Origin of the sequence: Streptomyces sp. AC602_WCS936 (assembly GCF_019049125.1) — a bacterium.
Classification (GTDB): domain Bacteria; phylum Actinomycetota; class Actinomycetes; order Streptomycetales; family Streptomycetaceae; genus Streptomyces.
Genome location: NZ_JAGMUF010000112.1, coordinates 379,373 through 398,543 on the forward strand (window position 1 = coordinate 379,373; position 19,171 = coordinate 398,543).

A 19,171-nucleotide genomic window follows, 5' to 3' on the forward strand; every position below is an offset into this window, starting at 1 on the left:
GACCTACGGGCTCATGGGCTCATGGGCTCATGGGCTCACGGGGCCCTGGCCCGCCCACGAGCGCAGCTTCTCCGGGTTGCGCACCACCCAGATCCGGCTGACGTGCCCGCCGGTGACGTCGAACGCGGCGACGGTCATCACGGCGCCCGCGCGCCGGGCCACCAGCCCCGGCAGCCCGTTGACCGACCGTTCCAGGAGTTCCAGCCCCGGGGCCCGATCCGCGATGCCCACCATGTACCGGGCGATATGTGTGCTGCCCTCGACCGGGTGCAGGGCGGCGCCGGCCAGTCCGCCGCCGTCGGCCGTCATCACGGCCGCCGGGTTGAGGAGTCCTACCAGTGCCGCGATGTCCTTACTCTCCCACGCCTCCCTGACGTGCCGCACTACGTCGGCCTGCCCGGTCACCGTCTCCGTCCCCGCCGTCCCCGGATCGTGTGCCGCGCGCACCCGTCGCCGGGCGGAAGCTGCCAGTTGCTTGCAGGCCGCCGGGGAGCGGGCGAGGACGTCGGCGATCTCGGCGAACGGGTACCGGAAGACGTCGTGCAGAACGAACGCCACCCGCTCGGCGGGCGTCATCGACTCCAGGACGACGAGGAAGGCCATGGTCACCGACTCGTCCAGGACTATCTGGTCGGCGGGGTCCGAGGGGACCGCGGAGGCTGAGGGCGCTGTGGGGGCGGCGCCGTCCCGGCGGGTCCACTCGGTGCGGTCGGGCAGCGGCTCGGGCAGCCACGCGCCGACATAGCGCTCACGGCGGGCCCGCGCCGAGCCGAGCAGGTCCAGGCACACCCTGCTGGTCACCGTCGTCAGCCAGGCCCCGGGAGACAGGATCTGGTTCCGCCGGCTCGGCGGCAGCGCGTACCAGCGCGCGTAGGCGTCCTGGACGGCGTCCTCCGCCTCGGACACCGAACCGAGCAACCGGTAGGCGACGTTCAGGAGTTGGCGTCGCTCGTCGGCGACCCCCTGCGCACCGGTCCCGACAGTTCCCATGCTCCCGGCCGCCCCCTCGCCTTACCTTCCGCGGGCCCGCGTCGTCGGACCGTTGAGACCTTATCGATCCACTGCCCGAGGGCGGAAAAGAGGACGTGTCATGACCACTCACGCGACGGTGACGGCGACGGCGGACGCGCGGCGCGGCTCCTCGTTCCTGCGGACCGCGATCGCCGTGCAGACCCTGACCATCTTCTTCCAGGCGGTCTCCGCCGGGCTGCTGCTGACCTCGTCGTACGGCGCGACTCTGCACGATGTCGGGTCCCGGGTGATGTACGGGGCCTCGATGCTCTACGTGCTGGCCGCGGTACTGGCGTGGAAGCCGGGCGGGGGCTCGCCCCGGCCCGTGTGGCACGCGACGGGCTTCCTCGTGCTCGCCTCCGTCCAGGTGGTGGTCGGCATCGCACACGTGCCGTCGGTCCATGTGCCCTTGGGAGTCCTCATGTTCGGCCTGAGCGTGCTGGCGCTGGCCCGGCGCTGAGGGGCCGGCCCCCGCCCGAGAGTGGGCGGGGGCGACCCCGTGCGCTACCGCGCCGCCACGGTGGCCGGCGCCGGTGCGTAGCCGGTCGGGCGGGCCGTGAAGGAGCCGCGGCCCTGGGTGCGGCTGCGCAGCCGGGTCGCGTAGCCGAACAGTTCGGCCAGCGGCACGGTGGCCGTGACGACCGCCGCGCCGCCCCGCCTGTCGGAGCCGGTGACCCGGCCGCGGCGGGCGGCGAGGTCGCCCAGTACGCCGCCGACCGCGTCCTCGGGCACGGTGACCGTGACTTCGACGACCGGTTCCAGCAGGACCATCTCCGAGGCGCGCAGGGCGTCGCGGAGGCCGAACCGGCCGGCGGTGCGGAAGGCGTTGTCCGACGAGTCCTTCACGTGGGTCTGGCCGTCGGTGAGCGTGACCCTGAGGCCGGTCACCGGGTGCCCGCCGAGGGGCCCCTCGGCCAGGGCGTCCCGGCAGCCCGCCTCGACGGCCCGCACGAACTCCTGCGGCACGCGCCCGCCGACCACCGTGGAACGGAACTCGAATCCGCCCTCCTCCCTGGGCTCCACGTCGAGGACGACGTGCGCGAACTGTCCGGTCCCGCCGTCCTGCTTGACGTGCCGGTGGACGAATCCGGTCACGCCCTCGCCGACCGTCTCGCGGTACGCCACGCCCGGCCGTCCGACGGTGACCTCGAGGCCGTGCTCGCGGCGCACCCGCTCCACCGCGACCTCCAGGTGCAGTTCACCCATGCCCGACAGGACGGTCTGTCCGGTCTCCGGGTCGGTCCGCACGGCCAGCGAGGGGTCCTCCTCGGTCAGCCGCGCCAGCGCCGAGGCCAGCCGGTCGGTGTCGGTGGCGCGCCGGGCCTCGACCGCGACGTGCACGACCGGCTCGGCGACGCCCGGCGGCTCCAGGACGAGCGGGGCGCCCGGCGCGCACAGGGTCGAACCGGCGCGGGCGGTCTTCAGGCCGATCACCGCGACGATGTCCCCGGCCACCGCGCGTTCCAGCGGGTCGTGGCGGTCGGCCCGTACCCGCAGGAGGCGGCCGACGCGCTCGGTGCGGCCGGTGCCCGTGTCCCGCACGGTGTCTCCCTTCTCGATCGTGCCCGAGTACACCCTCAGGTACGTCAGCCGTCCCGTCGGGGTGGCGTTCACCTTGAACGCCAGTGCCGCCATCGGCGCCGCCGGGTCGGCGGGCCGTTCCTGCTCGGTGCCGTCGTGGGTGCCGCGCACCGGGGGCACGTCCAGCGGGGACGGCAGGTAGGCGATCACGGCGTCCAGCAGCGGTTCGACACCGCGGTTGCGGTAGGCCGAGCCGCACAGCACCACCACGCCGTCGCCTTCGCGGGTCAGGTCGCGCAGTGCGCCGGCGAGCGTGTCCGCGGTGAGCGTCTCCCGGTCGCAGAACTCCTCCAGTGCGGCCGGGTGCCGTTCCGCCACCGTCTCCTCCAGCAGTCGCCGCCTGCGGGCCGCCTCTTCGCGCAGGGCGTCGGGCACCGGCCCCTCCTCTGCCGTATCCGCGCCGTCCGTCCATACCAGGGCGCGCATGTGCAGCAGGTCGACCACGCCGGTGAACTCGTCCTCGGCGCCGATGGGCAGCTGCACGACCAGGGGAACGGGGTGCAGCCGCTCGCGGATCGAGGCGACGGCGGTGTCGAGGTCGGCGCCCGCGCGGTCCATCTTGTTGACGAACGCGATCCTCGGCACGCCGTGCCGGTCGGCCTGCCGCCACACGGACTCGCTCTGCGGTTCCACGCCCGCGACGGCGTCGAACACGGCGACCGCCCCGTCCAGTACGCGCAGGGAGCGTTCGACCTCGTCGGCGAAGTCGACGTGGCCGGGGGTGTCGATCAGGTTGATCCGGTGGCCGTCCCAGGAGCAGCTGACGGCCGCGGCGAAAATGGTGATGCCGCGGTCGCGCTCCTGCGGGTCGAAGTCGGTGACGGTGGTGCCGTCGTGGACCTCGCCGCGCTTGTAGGTGGTGCCGGTGGTGTAGAGGAACCGCTCGGTGACGGTGGTCTTGCCGGCGTCCACGTGGGCGAGGATGCCCAGGTTGCGGACGGTGGCGAGGGGGTTGGTGTTGGTGCGCACGGCCTGTGGCCTTTCGCTGGTGTGTGAGCAGGGCGGCGCGATTCCCGGGAGGAGGACGGAGCGAGGACGGGGCTCGCCGCACGGCGGCGGGAGTGGTCGCTCGTCAGATGCTCGTCGCGGGCTTCCGGTGCCGGCCGCGCTGCGGACACCGGACGGCCCGAGACACGAGGATCACCTCGTACCGGGACGGGGGAACGACGGCAGCGGTGCGGATGCGCACGGCCCGGCTCCCCTCACTCGGTCTCGATGTCGTGGTGAGTGTAGGGAAGCGGGGCGGGGCGCCGCAGCGCATTTTCGCGGCACCGGTTGCGTCGTCCGCACCCCACGGCGCCGTACCGCGCGCACAAACGCGAGATGCCGGCCGGGATGTCTCCCGGCCGGCATCTCGCTCGACCTGATCTGTCGATCTGTGATCTGTGTCCGAGGGGGGACTTGAACCCCCACGCCCGATAAAGGGCACTAGCACCTCAAGCTAGCGCGTCTGCCATTCCGCCACCCGGACTAGGTGTCTGCCGCCTGCGCGGGCTTTCCCTCGCGGCGACATGGACAACCATACCAAGGTTTCGCAGTGCCTTTCACCTGCGTTTCCTTCCCCTGAGCGCCGGTCCGGGGCCGACGGCTCCGTTGCACCTAAGGTCGCACCATGAGTGACTGGTCGGTTACCCAGAGCCCGCTTCCGCGTCGTCGGCCGCACGCGTTGTCGCCGCTCAGGGAGCATCTGCGGGACACGTTCTGGTTCGCGCCCACCGCCGCCATGGTGGGCGTCTTCGTGGTGTGGCTGGTGGCCCAGGAACTGGACGCCGCTCTCGTCCGGTCGCTGCAGGACGACGGTGACTACGAGACGGTCGGCGAATTGCTGCGGTTCGCGAACGACGCGAAGACGGTGGTGTCCGCGGTCGGCTCGGCGATGATGACGTTCATCGGTGTGGTGTTCAGCATCTCGCTGGTGGCCGTGCAGATGGCGAGCGGGCAGTTCACCCCGCGGGTGGTGCGGCTCTTCGTGCGCAGCCGGATCACGAAGGCGACGTTCGCGATCTTCCTCGCCACCTTCGTGCTGACGCTGCTCGTCCTGACGAGCTACGACAGCACGCCCGATCCCCGGGTCACCACCTCTGTCCCGCTGGTGCAGTCGGTGCTCACGCTCGTCATGGTCGCGCTGAGCCTGCTGCTCTTCGTGATGTACGTGAACGCGACGCTGCGGCTGATGCGGGTCAGTCATGTGATCGCCCGGATCGCGGCGGAGTCCTTCCGGGTGGCGGCGCTGATGCCCGCGCCGGCGGAGGACGGGCGGGCGCCCGCTCTCGGGCCGGTGACGGCGTGGGTCGAGCACGGCGGGCACCCCGGTGTGCTGCGGGACGTGCACATCACGCGTCTGGTGCGGGCGGCACGCAAACACGGGGTGGTGCTGCGGCTCGTCCCGCGCATCGGTGACTTCCTGGTGCCCGGCACCCCCGTCCTGGCGGTGCACGGCGGGCAGGCGCCCCCGCGCCGGGTGCTGCGGTACGCCCTGAGCGTGGGGGTGGAGCGCACCTTCCACCAGGACCTGGCATTCGGGCTGCGCCAGCTGTCCGACATCGCGCTGCGGGCCCTGTCCAGCGCGGTCAACGATCCCACCACCGCCGTCCAGGCCCTGGACCGGATCGTCCAGATCCTGGCCTCCCTGTCCCGTCGGCCGCTGGACGCCGTCGTGCACCGGGACCGGCGCGGTGCCGTCCGGCTGGTTCAGCCCGTGCCGGGCTGGGCAGAGTTGGTGGACCTCGGGTTCACCGAGATCCGGTCCTGCGGGGTGGGGAACGCGCAGGTCACGCGGCGGATACTGGCCGGGCTCGACGACCTGCTGCTGCTCGCCCCGCCGGAGCGGCGCGAGCCGCTGCGCCGCCACCGCGAGCTGCTGCGGCAGGCCGTCGATCGGAGCGTGCCGACGCCTGCGGATCGGGCCTTCGCCCTGCTCCCGGACCGGCAGGGCATCGGCTGACCCGCGAACGGACCAGGCGGCCCTTCCCGCGTGCTGCGGGAGGGACCGCCCGGTCCGTGTTCTCCGTGCTACGGGTCAGCGGCGACGCCTGCGCAGGGCCGCCAGGTTGTCGTAGCTGATCTTGGCTTCGCGCAGGGACTGCGCCGGGTCGGTGGCGCTCGGGGAGTTGTCGTCCTCGATCATCGGGTTGTGGTAGTTCCGCTGCCCGACCCGCGAGAAGAACGTCGTGTAGTCGATGACGCCGGTCCCGAAGGGCACCATGTCGTAGCCCATGCCGTTGGTCGTGCTGACGACGCCGTCCTTGGCGTGGAACAGCGGGTAGCGCCTGTTGTGGCGGTCGACGAGACCGGCCGGGTCGAAGACGTTCTTCCGGGTCGAGCCGTCGTGGGCGGTGTAGGTGTGGAACTTGTACTGGGCGACGTGCGCCCAGAAGATGTCCATCTCCAGCCAGACCAGCCTGGGGTCGGTGACCTTCAGGAAGTACTCGAGCTTCCGGATGCCGGAGCTGCGGGTCGGCCGGCCCTGGTCGTCCAGCGGGCCGCCGTCGAGCAGGAAGCCGTAGGCGCTGTCGTGGTTGTGGGTGTAGAGCTTGATGCCCTCGCGGCGGGCTATCTCACCGAGCGCGTTCCACTTGTCGGCGGCGACGTCCCAGTCGGCGCGGTAGGAGCTGCCCGTGGGGTCGCCACCGGTGCCCATGTGGTCCATGCCGATGATGTTGGCGATCTCCAGGTGCTTCTTGAAGGTGTCCTTGTCCGCCGTGGTGAGCGGCCAGGAGGGCGGGATGAAGCCGTGGTTGCCCTGGGCGCGCAGCCCGTAGTCGTCGAGCCAGCAGCGCAGCAGCCTGGCGCCCTCGACGGACTCCAGGTTGGCGCCGCCGGGGGCGTTGGCGTGCTGGCGGTAGCCGGCGAACTCCACTTGGCGGTAGCCGTGGCGGGAGAGCTGCTTGAACACCTCGCGGAAGCCGGAGGGCAGGTGGGTGGCGAGGGGGTCGCGGGCGGTCGCGTCACGGACCGTGTAGAGGATGATGCCGCGCTTGTCCGCCGGGACGAGGGCGTGTCCGCGTCCGTGTCCGTGGTCGCGGTCCCGGTCGTGGTCTCTGTCCCGGTCGTGGGCCAGAGCCGGTGCGGCGCCGAACACGGGTGCCGCGACCGCGCCGGCGGCGACGGCGGTGCAGGTGCTGAGGAAGCGGCGCCGGTCCACGCCGAGGGTGCGGCGCAGGCCCTCGTCCGGGCCGTCGGGGGACGGGTCCGCGGTGGCGCCGGTGCGGGCGGGGTCTGAGAACGGGGTCACGGGTGCCTGCCTTCTGGGTCGTGGCCTGCTCCGATGCGGCTGGGGCGGGCCGTTGTCAGTGCCGTGTGTTTCACTCTCAGTAGTCGGATCTCGGTGACGTTGCCGGGTGGTGCGTCAGCCGAGTCCGGCCAGCCGGAGCAGGAGTTGTTTCACGTCGGTGGCCGCGACGCGGTCTCCGACAGCGCGGGGGGTGGAGCAGATGAGGAGCGGACCGTCGTCGTCGCTCGCTGGGAGGCGGCCGTGGCTGCCGCGAATAGGTGAGGCGTCCAGGGGCACGACCGCCATGCGGTAGCGCATGCCGAGCTTCTTGCGGGCCAGGGCGGTGGCCGCCTTGACCTTGACGTAGGGGTCGAGGGGATCCATGAACAGCTCGACCGGGTCGTAGCCGGGTTTGCGGTGGATCTCGACGAGCTGCGCGAAGTCGGGCGCGCGGTCGTCGTCGAGCCAGTAGTAGTACGTGAACCAGGCGTCGGGCTCCGCGACGGCGACGAGTTCGCCGGCGCGGGGGTGGTCGAGGTCGTGGGCCTTCTTGCCCTCGTCGTCGAGGAGTTGCTCGATGCCCGGCAGCCCGTCGAGGGCGGCCCGGGCGGCGTCCAGGTCCTCGGGGCGCCGGACGTACACGTGGGCGATCTGGTGGTCGGCGACCGCGAAGGCGCGGGAGGCCATCGGGTCGAGGTATTCCATGCCGTCCTGGGTGTGCACCTCGAGCAGTCCGGCGCGGCGCAGGGCGCGGTTGATGTCCACGGGCCGGCTGACGGGGGTGATGCCGTACTCGGACAGCGCGACGACGGTGCGTCCCTCGGCGCGGGCGTCGTCGAGGAGGGGGGCCAGGGCGGCGTCCAGGTCGGCCGCCGCCTTCAGGGAGCGCGGGTCGTCGGGGCCGAAGCGCTGCAGGTCGTAGTCGAGGTGCGGGAGGTAGCAGAGCGTCAGGTCGGGGTGACGGGTCGCCATGATGTGGCGGGTGGCGTCGATGATCCACTGGCTGGAGACCAGGTCGGCACCGGGTCCCCAGAAGTGGAAGAGGGGGAAGGTGCCGAGTTTTTCCGTGAGTTCGTCGTGCAGGGCTGGAGGGCGGGTGTAGCAGTCGGGTTCCTTGCGGCCGTCGGCGTAGTAGACGGGGCGGGGGGTGACGGTGATGTCGGTGTCGGCGCCCATGGCGTACCACCAGCAGATGTTGGCGACGGTGTAGCCGGGGTGGGCGCGGCGGGCGGCGTCCCAGAGTTTGTCGCCGGCGACGAGTCCGTTGTGCTGGCGCCACAGCAGGACGTCGCCGAGTTCGCGGAAGTACCAGCCGTTGCCGACGATGCCGTGCTGGGACGGGTGGGTGCCGGTGAGGAAGGTGGACTGGGCGGCGCAGGTCACGGCGGGGAGGACGGTGCCGAGCGGGGCCCGGGAGCCGGACTGGCCGAGCGCCTTGAGGTGGGGCATGTGGTCGAGGAGACGGGGGGTGAGGCCGACGACGTCGAGGACGAGGAGGGGGGTCGGTTGCCCGGAGGGTGCCGGTACACCGGAGGAGGTGGTGGAGGTCATGGCAGTTCCTTGAGGCCGAGGTCGGTCAGCAGGTCGCGGGCGAGGGTGAGCTCGGCGGCGATGCCGTCGGTGAGCTGGGCGCGGGCGCGGGGCCGCAGCTCGGGCGGGAGGGCCTGCCAGGTGTAGGTCTCGACCTCCAGGTGGCGGGTGAGCGGGTGCGGGCCGCCGACGAGGCGGGTCAGGGCGGCCTTGAGCACGAGGAGGGTGGAGGTGAGGGGCGCGGCGGGCGCCGCGTGCAGGGGGACGTGGAAGTGGGCGCGCCAGGGCGCGGTGTCGGGCAGCGGGCCGTTGTCGGCCAGGGCCTCGTCGAGGTCGTCGGTGCCGCGCAGGCCGGCCGTGGCCGCAGCCTCCGCGGCGGAGTCCGTCGGGGTGACGGTGCGGGTCTGGTGCAGGAAGCGGGGTTCGGCGAAGGCGGCGAGGGCGTCGCGTACTTCGGGTCGGGAGGGGTGTTCGGCGTGGAGGGCGGCGGAGAGCTGGGACTTGACGACGGGGACGCGGGCCGCGGTCAGCGCGTCCAGGGCGGTGTGCGGGTCTTCGAAGGAGGTGGCGAGGTGGCAGGTGTCGACGCAGATGCCGATGCGGTCGTGCGCGATCGCGGTCAGCGGGGCGATGGCGTCGCGGGTGGTTTCGACGACGCAGCCGGGTTCGGGTTCCAGGCCGACGCGGATGGAGCGGCCGGTCAGGTCCTGGAGGGCGTCGAGGCGTTCGGCGAGGGTGACCAGGGCGGTGCGGGCCTTGTCGGCGCGGGTCTCGTCGTAGGCGGTGCGCCAGGCGAGCGGCAGGGTGGAGATGGAGCCGTCCGTGACGTCGTCGGGCAGCAGTCCGGCGAGGACACGGGCCAGGGAGGTGGTGTGCTCGAGGCGTTCGGGGTCGGCCCAGTCCGGCTTGTAGACGCGGTACTTGACCTCCTCGGCGCCGAAGCCCTCATAGGGGAAGCCGTTGAGGGTGACGACCTCCAGGCCGCGCCGGTCGAGTTCGGAGCGCAGGCCGCGCAGCGCGGAGGGGTCGGTGACCAGGGCGTGGGCGGCGTCTCTGGCGAGCCACAGCCCGATGCCGAGGCGGTCGCGGCCGAGGCGGCGGCGAACGGGCTCGCAGTGGTCGCGGAGCTGGGCGAGGACGCCGTCGAGGGTCTCGGCGGGGTGGACGTTGGTGCAGTAGGCGAGGTGGACGGTGGAGCCGTCCGGGTGCCGGAAGCGCATGGCTCACTCACCGCCGCGCAGGATGGAGTTGCCCTCGTGCGTGGCGTCCTGCGAGGTGACGTCCAGGCTCAGGCGTCCGCTGAGGCCGTAGAAGGCGACGGGGTTGCGCCACAGCACGCGGTCCACGTCGTCCTCGGTGAAGCCCTCTTCGAGCATCAGGTCGCCGACCTTGCGGGTCTTGAGCGGGTCGCTCTTGCCCCAGTCGGCGGCGGAGTTCACCAGGACCCGTTCCGGGCCGTACTCGCGCAGCAGGGCGACCATGCGGGCCTCGTCCATCTTGGTGTCCGGATAGACGGAGAAGCCGAGCCAGGCGCCGCTGTCCTTGGCCTCCTTCACGGTGGTCTCGTTGAGGTGGTCGACCAGCACCCGGTCCGTGGGCAGCGCGGACTCGCGCACCGCGTCCAGGGTGCGGCGCAGGCCGGCGAGCTTGTCGCGGTGCGGGGTGTGCACGAGGGCGGGCAGGCCGTGGTCGGCGGCGAGCTGGAGCTGGGCGGCCAGGGCGGTGTCCTCGGCGGCGGTCATGGAGTCGTAGCCGATCTCACCGACGGCCACGACCCGGTCCTTGACGAGGTAGCGGGGCAGTTCGTCGAGGACGGGGGCGCAGCGGGCGTCGTTCGCCTCCTTGGGGTTGAGGGCGATCGTGCAGTGGTGGGCGATGCCGTACTGGGCGGCGCGGAAGGGTTCCCAGCCGAGCAGGGCGTCGAAGTAGTCGCGGAAGGAGTCGGGGGAGGTACGGGGCTGGCCGAGCCAGAAGGAGGGCTCGACGACGGCGCGGACGCCGGCGGCGTGCATGGCCTCGTAGTCGTCGGTGGTGCGGGAGGTCATGTGGATGTGGGGGTCGAAGATGCGCATCAGGACTCCTTGCCGTGGGGGTCGACCGGGCCGGGGGCGGGAGGCTCGGACTCGGTCAGGGCCAGGACGCGGTGGAGGTCTTCGGGGACGGGGCGGCCGGCGGCGGTGCGTTCGGCGGCGTAGTCGGCGAGCATGCGGGCGAGTTCCGCGTCGCCGGCGGCCCGTCGGGCGAGGTCCGCCACGTGGTCGACGGGGACGCCGGTGAACAGGCACTTGAGCACGGCGTGCCGCCACTGGTGGGCGTCGAGGTGCCGGGCGGCGTACGGACCGAGTGCGGCGGCGACCAGCCGGGTGTCGTTGGTGCGCAGGGCGTCCTCGAGGAGCGTGAGGGCGTCCGGGCCGGGGACGAGGTGCGGCAGGGCGTGCAGGACGGCGCGGCGTTCGTCGGCGGTGCCCTGGTAGTAGACCCGGGTCAGGGCGTCGGTGCCGGCGCGGGCGGCGTGCAGGACCAGGACGCGGGCGGCGTCCGCGTGGGCGGGGCCGCAGCGGCGGCCGGCCTCGGCCAGGCGCAGCTCCCACACCGAGATGGGGCCGTGGGTGCCGGGGTGGGCGGCGGCCTCGTCCAGGGCCTGGTCCAGCCAGGCGCGGGCGGCTCCGCCGAGCACGGCGGTGAGGGCGGCGCGCAGGTCGGCGGGCGGCATGTGGGCGGGCGACGTGTGGGCGGGGGTGGGGTCCTGGGGGTTTCGCTCGGCGAGGGGGCCGTCCGCGGACCGGGTTCGTGATGTGCCGTGGGTGGCGTGTGGCTGCGTCATGGGTGTGGCTCCCTTCGGTGGGTGGCGGAGGGCTCGCCCGAGCGGTTCGTGCGGGGTGAGGGGGCGGCGGCCCGGCGGAGGAAGGGGAGGGAGCGTTCGGCGAAGTGGGGGCCCGCGTGGGAGTGGCGGGGCAGTTCGACGACGGTCAGGCCTTGGTAGCCGGTGGCGGCGAGGGCCTCGAGGACGGGCGGGAAGTCGATCTCGCCGTCACCGAAGGGGAGGTGTTCGTGGACGCCGCGGCGCATGTCCTCGATCTGGACGTGACGCAGCCAGGGAGCGGCGGCGCGTACGCAGTCGGCGGGAGGGAGGGGTTCGAGGCACTGGCAGTGACCGATGTCGAGGGTGAGACCGAGGGTCTCGGGGTCACCGAGGGTGCGCCGCAGCCTGTGGAAGCCGTCGAGGTCGGCCAGGAGGTGCCCCGGTTCGGGCTCCACCGCGAGCGGCACACCGGCGGCCTCGGCGGCGACCAGGACCGGGGTGAGGGCTTCCGCCAGGCGCTTCCAGGCCGTCTCCTCGTCCGTCCCGGGCGGGGTGATGCCGCTGAAGCAGTGCACGGCGTGCGCACCGAGGTCGGCGGCGACGCGCACGGCCCGCAGCAGCAGGTCCGTGCGGAGCGCTCGGTCCCCGGGGTCGGGGTCGAGGAGCGAGGGGCCGTGCTTGCGGCGCGGGTCGAGGACGTAGCGGGCGCCGGTCTCCACGGTGACGCCGAGTCCGAGTTCCGCCAGCCGGTGCGCGACCCGCCGGGTGCGGGCGGCCAGGTCGGGAGCGAGCGGGTCGAGGTGCATGTGGTCGAGGGTCAGGCCGACGCCGTCGTAGCCGAGGTCGGAGAGGAGGGCGAGGGCGTCGTCGAGACGGAGGTCGGCGAGTCCGTTGGTGCCGTAGCCGAAGCGGAGGGAGCGCGTGGCGTCCCCGGCCTCGTCCCGGTGTGTTCGCGGGCCGGGCGCCGTCCGCCCCTGCGGTCCTGGAGAGGGGTGCGTGCTCACGTGATGCTCACCTTCCTCATGCCGGCCCTCCGCGCGAACATCCGGCCTGCCGGGGCCAGGGCGGCGACCAGCACGGAGGTGACGGGCGCGCCGGAGCGGGCGGCCAGTGCGGCCTGGAGCGGGACGGTGGCCCGGATGCCGCCGCCGACGGCGCGTTGGGTGAGTGGGGGTGAGGGGTTGAGCGTGGCGTGGAAGTAGGGGCGGGCGGCGGTGGCGGCGTAGGCGGCGGCCAGTGCGGTGGTGAGGGCGCCGGTGGCCCGGGAGGGCCGGGCGGCCGGGGTGGAGCCCGGCAGGCCGGGGGCGGCTGCTGCCCGCCGGCCTGCCGGGAGTCGGATGCGGCCGTCGGTGACCAGCCGGGTCAGCGCCCCCGTCGTCGCGAGGGCCGCGAGCGGGGCCAGGACCGAACCTCCGGTCGTCTCCCGCCGGGACACGGCCGTGACCGCGAGGGTGTGGCTGCCGAGCAGCGCGGCGGAGGGCAGGGCGGCACGGGTGCCGCCTCCGGTGGCGGCGGCGCCGAGGAGCAGGTCCAGCCCGCGGGCGGCGGCCATGGCCGCCGGTCCGGCGGGTGTGTGCTTCAGGGCGAGGTCGTAGACCCAGACGGTCGCCGCCAGGGGCGCGGCCACCGCCAGGGCGGGGCGTCCGGCACCGGCGGCCAGCGCCAGTCCGGCGCCGGTGAGGGCACCGGCCGCCGCGAGGGCGGCCGCCGGGCGGATGCGGCCGGACGGCAGGGGGCGGTGCGGCCGTTCCACGGCGTCCTCGGCGCGGTCCGCCCAGTCGTTCAGGGCCATGCCGGCCTCGTACAGGCACAGGGAGGAGCCGATGGCGAGCAGGGTCCGGGGGCCCGGCCGCGCGCCGGCCGCCGCCGCGCCGGCCAGGGCGTCGCCGGGGACGGTGAACAGGGCGGGGAGGCGGAGCAGTTCGGCCCAGGCGCCGGCGCCGCCGCGTCCCGCGCGGCTGCGGGAAGCGCGGGACACGGCGCCGGAGGAGGCCGCCGGGGCGACGGCGCCGGACGTCGGGCCCTGCCCCGGAGCGGAGGGATCCGCCGCGGCCCCGGCCCGCGCCGCGGCTGCCGCGCGGCTCACCGCTGCTCACCGCGCTCGTCGGCGCCCGGCCGGGACCCGCCGGCCCCCGCGTTCGCTCCCGGGTTCCGGGTCCCCCGGCCCCCGGCCCCACCGTCCCCGGGCGCGCCGTCCCCGGGCCCGCCCCGGTACACGTCGGTCCCGACGGCACCCCGGCCCCCGACGTCCCCGGACGCGCCATCGCGGGGCGCGCCATCGCGGGGCACGCCGTCCCCGGCCCTGCCGTCCCCCGGCGCGCCGTCCCCGGGCGCACCCCGGTACACGTCGGTCCCGACGGCACCCCGGCCCCCGACGTCCCCGGACGCGCCATCGCGGGGCGCGCCATCGCGGGGCACGCCGTCCCCGGCCCTGCCGTCCCCCGGCGCGCCGCCCCCGGGCCCGCCCCGGTACGCGTCGGTCCCGGCGGCACCCCGGCCCCCGACGTCCCCGGACGCGCCGTCGCGGGGCGCGCCGTCGCGGGGCGCGCCATCCCCGGCCCTGCCGTCCCCCGGCGCGCCGCCCCCGGGCCCGCCCCGGTACACGTCGGTCCCGACGGCACCCCGGCCCCCGACGTCCCCGGACGCGCCGTCGCGGGGCGCGCCGTCCCCGGCCCTGCCGTCCCCCGGCGCGCCGTCCCCGGGCGCACCCCGGTACGCGTCGGTCCCGACGGCACCCCGGCCCCCGTCGTCCCCCCGGAGGTCCGAGCCGTCCCCCTGGACGTCGGCGTCGTCTCCCCGCTCGTCCGCGCCGTCCCGCAGTCGCCCGGTGAAGCGTTTCAGCTCGGCGTACTGCTCGGCCAGTGACGCGGGGCCGTCACCGACCGGGTCCTTGAAGTAGAAGCCCAGTTCGCCCAGCGGACCGGACAGGCCCCGCTCGCGGGCGCGGGCGGCCAGCCGGGCCAGGTCGAGGACGAGCGGGGCGGCGAGCGCCGAGTCGCAGCCCTGCCAGGTGGTCTGGAGGAACATGCGGGCGCCGAGGAAGCCGTCGAAGGCGATGTGGTCCCAGGCGGTCTTCCAGTCGCCGAGCGAGGGCACGTCGTCGATGTGGACCTCGCCCTCGGGCACGGTGCCGAGGGTGTCGGCGAGGACGCGTTCCTTGCCGGCGTTCTTCGCGGCGGCGGCCGCCGGGTCGGCGAGGGCGGCACCGTCGCCGCCGCCCAGCAGGTTCGTGCCCGACCAGGCCCGGACCGCCAGCGCCCGCTGCGCGAACATCGGGCCCAGCACCGAGCGCAGCAGGGTCTGCCCGGTCTTGCCGTCGCGGCCCGCGTACGGCAGGCCCGAGGCCTCTGCAAGGGGGGCCAGCGCCGGGTGGTGCAGGCCCGTGGAGGGGGTGAAGTTGACGTAGGGGCAGTCGGCGCGCAGGGCGGCCGCCGCGTAGAGGGAGCTGGGCGGCAGCGAGCCGTCGGTGGGTGCGGGCTCGGTGGAGGCGACGTTCACCACGACGGCGCCCGCGAGGTGGTGACGGCGGACGAAGTCGCGGATGTCGGCCGCGAACACGTCGATCCAGTCGTCGTCGGTGCGGGCGGGTCCGCCGTCCATGTCGCCGGGCAGGGGGCCGCCGGGCCTGATCTCGCGGTCGGCGGCGACGAGTTCGGCGTGCACGGCGGAGGGCAGGCCGTGCGGCAGGACGCCGCCGGCGGCGAGGTGCTCGGCACGCTTGGGCAGCGGGCAGTCGAGGGTGTCGTGACCGCCGAAGACGAGGGACGACAACGATGGCAGACCGCACGCGGCGAAGTCGGGGGTCTCGGTGACCATGCCGGTCGGCGGGTGGAGCCCGGCGGCGACGGCGGCGCAGCCCGCGATCGCGGTCGTGGCCACGGAGCCGCGCGCCCCGATGAGCCAGACGCCGAAACGCGGGGCCGTGGAGGGAGCGGGCAGGGACGGTTCGGCGGACATGGGCAGCCTCCTTGTCGTACGCGAACCTGGTGCGAGCGCCGGAAGAGGGAGTGCCGGGCGCGGTGGCTCCGGCGGGACGGCGGGCGGAGGTCCGGCGTCCTCCGCCCGCCGCCGTTCCGGTTGCCCCGGAGGGGCGGGGGCGCCCTAGGAGGGCAGTTCCTTCAGCTGGATGTTGCGGAAGGAGACCTGGTCGTCGGCGCCGTGGTTCTGCAGGCCGATGTAGCCGTCGGTCAGGCTCCGATCGGGGTCCTTGTTGGTGAAGTCGTTGATCTTGACTCCGTTGAGGAACACCTGGAGGCGTTCGCCTCGGACCTTGATCTCGTAGGAGTTCCACTGGCCGGGCGGCCGCAGGACCTGGTCACGGGCCTTGATGTTCGCCGACTTGAAGGAGTAGACGGAGCCCGTGGTGCGGTCGGGCGCGTCGGTGGCGTCGATCTGGATCTCGTAGCCCTTGTTCACCGCGGACCAGGGGTCGTCGGAGGCCGGGAAGCCCACGAAGATCCCGGAGTTGTCGTCGCCCCGCATCTTCCAGTCGAGCTTGAGGGAGTACGACTTCAGCTCCTTGGCCTGGTACCAGAGCAGGCCCATGCCGCCTTCGGACTCCATGGTGCCGTCCTTGACGGTGAACTCGCCGGGGCCGGCCTGCTTCCAGCCGTCCAGGGTCTCGCCGTTGAAGATGTCCCGGTAGCCCTTGCTCGGCTTGCAGTCCGCCTTGACCTGGCCGGTGGCGTACCGCAGGCCGCCGAGCAGGTGGGCGCGGAAGGCCTCGTCGGCGTAGGACTCCTTGGTGTGGCCCATGCCGGTGTAGAAGGAGCGGCCGCCGCCGTAGTTCTGGCACCAGGCGATCGGGTGGTCGCCCTTCATGTTCCCGCCGTCGTAGGTGGTCTCGTCGAGGGTGGCGAGGACCTTGGCCTGCTCACGCGGGTTGGTGCGGTAGTTGTACCACTCGTCGGTGCGCTCCCAGGTGTCGCCGAGGTGCGCGGTGGACGGGTGGTCGTGGTCGTGGACTCGCACGGTGGCCTTCTGGATGGCCGGGTGCGAGTCGAAGTAGGCGCCGACCAGGCCGCCGTAGAACTCCCAGTCGTACTCGGTGTCGGCGGCGGCGTGGATGCCCATGTAGCCGCCGCCGTTCTTGACGTAGTTCTCGAACGCCTTCTGCTGGTCGGCGTTGAGCACGTCACCGGTGGTGGACAGGAAGGCGACCGCGTCGTACTTGGCGAGGTTGGCCGTGGTGAACTGGCGGGCCTCCTCGGTCGCGGTGACCGAGATGCCGGCCGGGGCGCCCAGCTCCTTCAGGGCGGCGATGCCCTCCGGGATGGAGTCGTGGCGGAAGCCGGCCGTCTTGGAGAAGACCAGGACCTTCTTGCCCTTCTTGAACGGCTCCTTGGAGAACTCGAAGTCGTCCACGTCGTAGAGCGCGCCGTCGCCGCCGCGGAAGACCAGGTAGATCTCCGTGGTGCGCTTGGGAAGCGACCGCAGCGGCACGTCGACGTTCTGGAACGTCTCCCAGCTGCCGGTCGGCGGGATGTACGCGGAGCCGTGCAGCTTGCCGGTGGGCGAGCCGGTGCGCAGCTCGATGAAGCCGCCCAAGCCGCCGGAGGAGGCGCGGACGGTCAGCTTCTTCTGCCCGTCGAACTTGTAGGGGCTGAAGGAGATCCAGTCGCCGTCGTTGATGTCGCCGACGGTCTTGCCGCCGTTGGCGCCGGTCTTGTCGTACGTCTTGATGCCCGACTGGGTGGTGAAGTGCTCGGCCTGGCGGTGCGGCGGCTGGATGACGGTGCGCGCGGTGCCGGTCAGGGCCTCCTGGCCGCCTGCCCCGCCGTCGGTGTAGCTGGCGCCGACCACGCCGTAGATGTTGGCGTTGGGGTCGTGGCCGCCGTCACCGGGCGGCGGGTTGAGGGTGCCCTCACAGCCCGTCTCGCTGGTCAGCTCGTGGGCGTGGGAGTCGTGACCGAGGCTGTAGGCGACCTTGACCTTGGAGCAGTCGATCGTCTCCTCAGGGTCGGTGACCTTCACCTTGAAGGGGATCGGCTCGCCCATGGGCAGCAGGGTGCCGTTGCCCGGGACCTCGATCTTCACCTTGGGCTCGGTGTTGCCGACGACGACGCGGACGCTGGCGTTGCCGGTGTTGCCCTCGGGGTCCTTGGCGGTGAAGGTCGCGGTGTAGGTACCGACCTTCCTGTACTTGTGGGTGGGGGTCAGGCCCTCGCCCTTGGTGCCGTCGCCGAAGTCCCAGCTGTAGGTGAGGTCCGGGGAGTCGGCGTCCTTGGCGGAGGCGGTGAACTTGACCTTCAGGCCGGCGGCGCCGGACGTCTTGTTCGCGCTGACCTCGGCGATCGGGGAGAAGCCGTCGTCGGCGTTCTCGATCCGGTAGAGCGCGGAGTCCTTGTCGCCCTGGAACCAGGAGAGGCCGTAGTCCAGGACGTAGAGCGCGCCGTCCGGACCGAACTCCATGTCCATGATCTGGGTGCCGGTCCACGGGAAGTCGTTGATCTTCGCGACCGCACCGTCCTCGGTCTGCTCGATCCGCTTGATCCAGCGCCGGCCGAACTCGCCGGCGAAGAAGTCACCGTCGTACTCCTCGGGGAACTTCACGGAGGAGTCGAGGTCCGGGTCGTAGCGGTAGACCGGGCCACCCATGGGGGACTCGGAGCCGCTGCCGAACTCGGGCACGGAGTCACCGTCGTACGGGATCCAGGCGGCCTGCGCGGGCGGCAGGTCGGTGAGGCCCGTGTTGTGCGGTGAGGTGTTCTTCGGGGCGGCGCAGTCGAACTTCTCCCCGGAGGTCTTGGTGGCGAAGTCGTAGTCGACGTAGGCGTCGTTGTCGCCGGTGCAGAAGGGCCAGCCGAAGTTGGCGGGCTTGGTCACCTTGGCGAACTCGACCTGTCCCGCCGGGCCCCGGTTCGGGTCGGCGGCGCCGGCGTCGGGGCCGTAGTCGCCGACGTAGATGGTGCCGGTCTTCTCGTCGATGTTCATCCGGAACGGGTTGCGGAAGCCCATCGCGTAGATCTCGGGGCGGGTCTTCTCGGTGCCGGGGGCGAAGAGGTTGCCGTCCGGGACGGTGTACGAGCCGTCCTCGGCGACCTTGATGCGCAGGATCTTGCCGCGCAGGTCGTTGGTGTTGCCGGAGCTGCGGCGGGCGTCGAAGGCCGGGTTGCGGTCGGCCCGCTCGTCGATCGGCGTGTAGCCGTCGGAGGCGAAGGGGTTGGTGTCGTCGCCGGTGGACAGGTAGAGGTTGCCCTCGGCGTCGAAGTCGATGTCGCCGCCGACGTGGCAGCAGGTGCCGCGGGAGGCCGCGACGTCCAGGACCTTCTTCTCGCTGGCCATGTCGAGCGTGCCGTTGGGGTTGAGGACGAAGCGGGAGAGGCGGTTGACGCCGTCGAACTTCTTGAAGTCCTCGGCGGTTCCCGTCTCGGGGGCGTCGCCCGCGGGGGTGTCGAGCGGCGGGGCGTAGTAGAGGTAGATCGCCCGGTTGTTCTCGAAGTCCGGGTCGACGCCTACGCCCTGCAGGCCCTCCTCGTCGTGGCTGTAGACGTCGAGCTTGCCGGCGACTTTGGTGACGCCGCCCTGGTCGGTGATGCGCAGGGTGCCGTCGCGCGAGGTGTGCAGGACGCTGCGGTTCGGGAGCACGGCGAGCGACATCGGCTCGCCCATCTCGGGTTCGCCCTTGGCGAGCGGTACCTGCTGGAACTGCCCCTCGGCGGCGGCCGGCTCGTCGGCCGCCGGCTGTGCTCCGGCGACGGTCGCCGGGGTGCCCACGGCCAGCATCAGGCCGGTGACCAGGGCGAGGGCGGTGCGAAGTCTGGGACGCCTCGTGGTGCGGGTGCCTTTGGGTCTGCTTCTGTGCACGAAGTCCCTCCGGGAACGGGATGGGCCGTACGGGATGGTGCGAAGACGTGCGGTACGTGCGTGAGGAGACGTGCGGTGCGGGCGCCGGGGTGCGCCGTCACCCCGGAGGCGTGAGTGTCCTGAACACTTCAGCGACGGTAGCCGCGTTCGTCCTGGGCCAACAGCCCCAGGGCCAGGAATAGTTGAACTTCATCTCATCGCAGGACAAAGCGGCATCCGGGCAGGCC

General features: G+C 73.0%; 12 protein-coding genes, 1 tRNA gene and 1 pseudogene. 2 read left to right on the forward strand and 12 right to left on the reverse strand.

The features are described 5' to 3' along the window. Nucleotides 1-27 precede the first annotated feature (27 nt). On the reverse strand, nucleotides 28-990 hold the full coding sequence (gene sigJ, locus KUM03_RS31320; RefSeq protein WP_217253931.1) for an RNA polymerase sigma factor SigJ: 963 nt from the start codon (nucleotides 988-990) through the stop codon (nucleotides 28-30). Between the two features lie 100 nt (nucleotides 991-1,090). Here sigJ and KUM03_RS31325 point away from each other — a divergent pair, with 100 nt between their 5' ends. Further along, entirely contained in the window at nucleotides 1,091-1,471 is a 381-nt protein-coding gene (locus KUM03_RS31325; RefSeq protein ID WP_217253932.1) for a hypothetical protein, read from the forward strand. Between the two features lie 44 nt (nucleotides 1,472-1,515). Here the strand turns inward: KUM03_RS31325 and fusA are convergent, their stop codons facing one another. Both fusA and KUM03_RS31335 read right to left on the reverse strand, forming a co-directional pair. Further along, nucleotides 1,516-3,561 carry an elongation factor G gene (gene fusA / locus KUM03_RS31330; RefSeq protein ID WP_217253933.1) on the reverse strand — a complete coding sequence of 682 codons (2,046 nt, stop codon included), beginning with the start codon at nucleotides 3,559-3,561 and terminating at the stop codon, nucleotides 1,516-1,518. A 417-nt stretch (nucleotides 3,562-3,978) separates the two neighbouring features. Next, nucleotides 3,979-4,063 (reverse strand) — tRNA-Leu (locus KUM03_RS31335). Nucleotides 4,064-4,204: 141 nt separating this feature from the next. Between KUM03_RS31335 and KUM03_RS31340 the strand changes: the two genes are divergently transcribed. Then, complete coding sequence (locus KUM03_RS31340; RefSeq protein WP_217253934.1) at nucleotides 4,205-5,536, forward strand: DUF2254 domain-containing protein; 1,332 nt, start codon at nucleotides 4,205-4,207, stop codon at nucleotides 5,534-5,536. A gap of 75 nt (nucleotides 5,537-5,611) precedes the next feature. Here the strand turns inward: KUM03_RS31340 and KUM03_RS31345 are convergent, their stop codons facing one another. The 9 genes and pseudogenes from KUM03_RS31345 to KUM03_RS31385 all read right to left on the reverse strand — a co-directional run bounded on the left by KUM03_RS31345 (nucleotide 5,612) and on the right by KUM03_RS31385 (nucleotide 18,944). Beyond that, nucleotides 5,612-6,826 (reverse strand): sugar phosphate isomerase/epimerase, encoded by a 1,215-nt coding sequence (locus KUM03_RS31345; RefSeq protein WP_217253935.1) that lies wholly within the window; start codon nucleotides 6,824-6,826, stop codon nucleotides 5,612-5,614. Nucleotides 6,827-6,940: 114 nt separating this feature from the next. Next, nucleotides 6,941-8,356 carry a nucleotide pyrophosphatase/phosphodiesterase family protein gene (locus KUM03_RS31350; RefSeq protein ID WP_217253936.1) on the reverse strand — a complete coding sequence of 472 codons (1,416 nt, stop codon included), beginning with the start codon at nucleotides 8,354-8,356 and terminating at the stop codon, nucleotides 6,941-6,943. Continuing rightward, nucleotides 8,353-9,555: a metabolite traffic protein EboE gene (gene eboE / locus KUM03_RS31355; RefSeq protein ID WP_217253937.1), complete on the reverse strand. Its 1,203-nt coding sequence runs from the start codon at nucleotides 9,553-9,555 to the stop codon at nucleotides 8,353-8,355. The genes KUM03_RS31350 and eboE overlap by 4 nt, the downstream gene beginning before the upstream one ends. A 3-nt stretch (nucleotides 9,556-9,558) precedes the next feature. Next, entirely contained in the window at nucleotides 9,559-10,407 is an 849-nt protein-coding gene (locus KUM03_RS31360) for a TatD family hydrolase (protein ID WP_217253938.1), read from the reverse strand. Continuing rightward, nucleotides 10,407-11,048, reverse strand: coding sequence for an EboA domain-containing protein (locus KUM03_RS31365; RefSeq protein WP_254400181.1), 642 nt, complete (start codon nucleotides 11,046-11,048; stop codon nucleotides 10,407-10,409). Before KUM03_RS31365 ends, KUM03_RS31360 begins: the two co-directional genes overlap by 1 nt. A 107-nt stretch (nucleotides 11,049-11,155) precedes the next feature. Beyond that, nucleotides 11,156-12,142, reverse strand: coding sequence for a sugar phosphate isomerase/epimerase family protein (locus tag KUM03_RS31370; RefSeq protein ID WP_308406455.1), 987 nt, complete (start codon nucleotides 12,140-12,142; stop codon nucleotides 11,156-11,158). Further along, nucleotides 12,139-13,224: an SCO3242 family prenyltransferase gene (locus KUM03_RS31375; RefSeq protein ID WP_217253940.1), complete on the reverse strand. Its 1,086-nt coding sequence runs from the start codon at nucleotides 13,222-13,224 to the stop codon at nucleotides 12,139-12,141. Before KUM03_RS31375 ends, KUM03_RS31370 begins: the two co-directional genes overlap by 4 nt. 707 nt (nucleotides 13,225-13,931) lie before the next feature. Continuing rightward, nucleotides 13,932-15,095: pseudogene (locus KUM03_RS31380) on the reverse strand (inositol-3-phosphate synthase); the annotation flags it as partial. 144 nt (nucleotides 15,096-15,239) lie between these two features. Next, the gene (locus KUM03_RS31385; RefSeq protein ID WP_217253941.1) at nucleotides 15,240-18,944 is read right to left on the reverse strand and encodes a ThuA domain-containing protein; all 3,705 of its coding nucleotides are present in this window, start codon (nucleotides 18,942-18,944) and stop codon (nucleotides 15,240-15,242) included. Nucleotides 18,945-19,171 lie beyond the last annotated feature (227 nt).

Coding starts and splice junctions, on each gene's coding strand:
- eboE (WP_217253937.1), bottom strand. CDS start 9,555: ATGCGCTTCCGGCACCCGGACGGCTCCACCGTCCACCTCGCCTACTGC.
- KUM03_RS31350 (WP_217253936.1), bottom strand. CDS start 8,356: ATGACCTCCACCACCTCCTCCGGTGTACCGGCACCCTCCGGGCAACCG.
- sigJ (WP_217253931.1), bottom strand. CDS start 990: ATGGGAACTGTCGGGACCGGTGCGCAGGGGGTCGCCGACGAGCGACGC.
- KUM03_RS31325 (WP_217253932.1), top strand. CDS start 1,091: ATGACCACTCACGCGACGGTGACGGCGACGGCGGACGCGCGGCGCGGC.
- KUM03_RS31340 (WP_217253934.1), top strand. CDS start 4,205: ATGAGTGACTGGTCGGTTACCCAGAGCCCGCTTCCGCGTCGTCGGCCG.
- KUM03_RS31360 (WP_217253938.1), bottom strand. CDS start 10,407: ATGCGCATCTTCGACCCCCACATCCACATGACCTCCCGCACCACCGAC.
- KUM03_RS31365 (WP_254400181.1), bottom strand. CDS start 11,048: ATGCCGCCCGCCGACCTGCGCGCCGCCCTCACCGCCGTGCTCGGCGGA.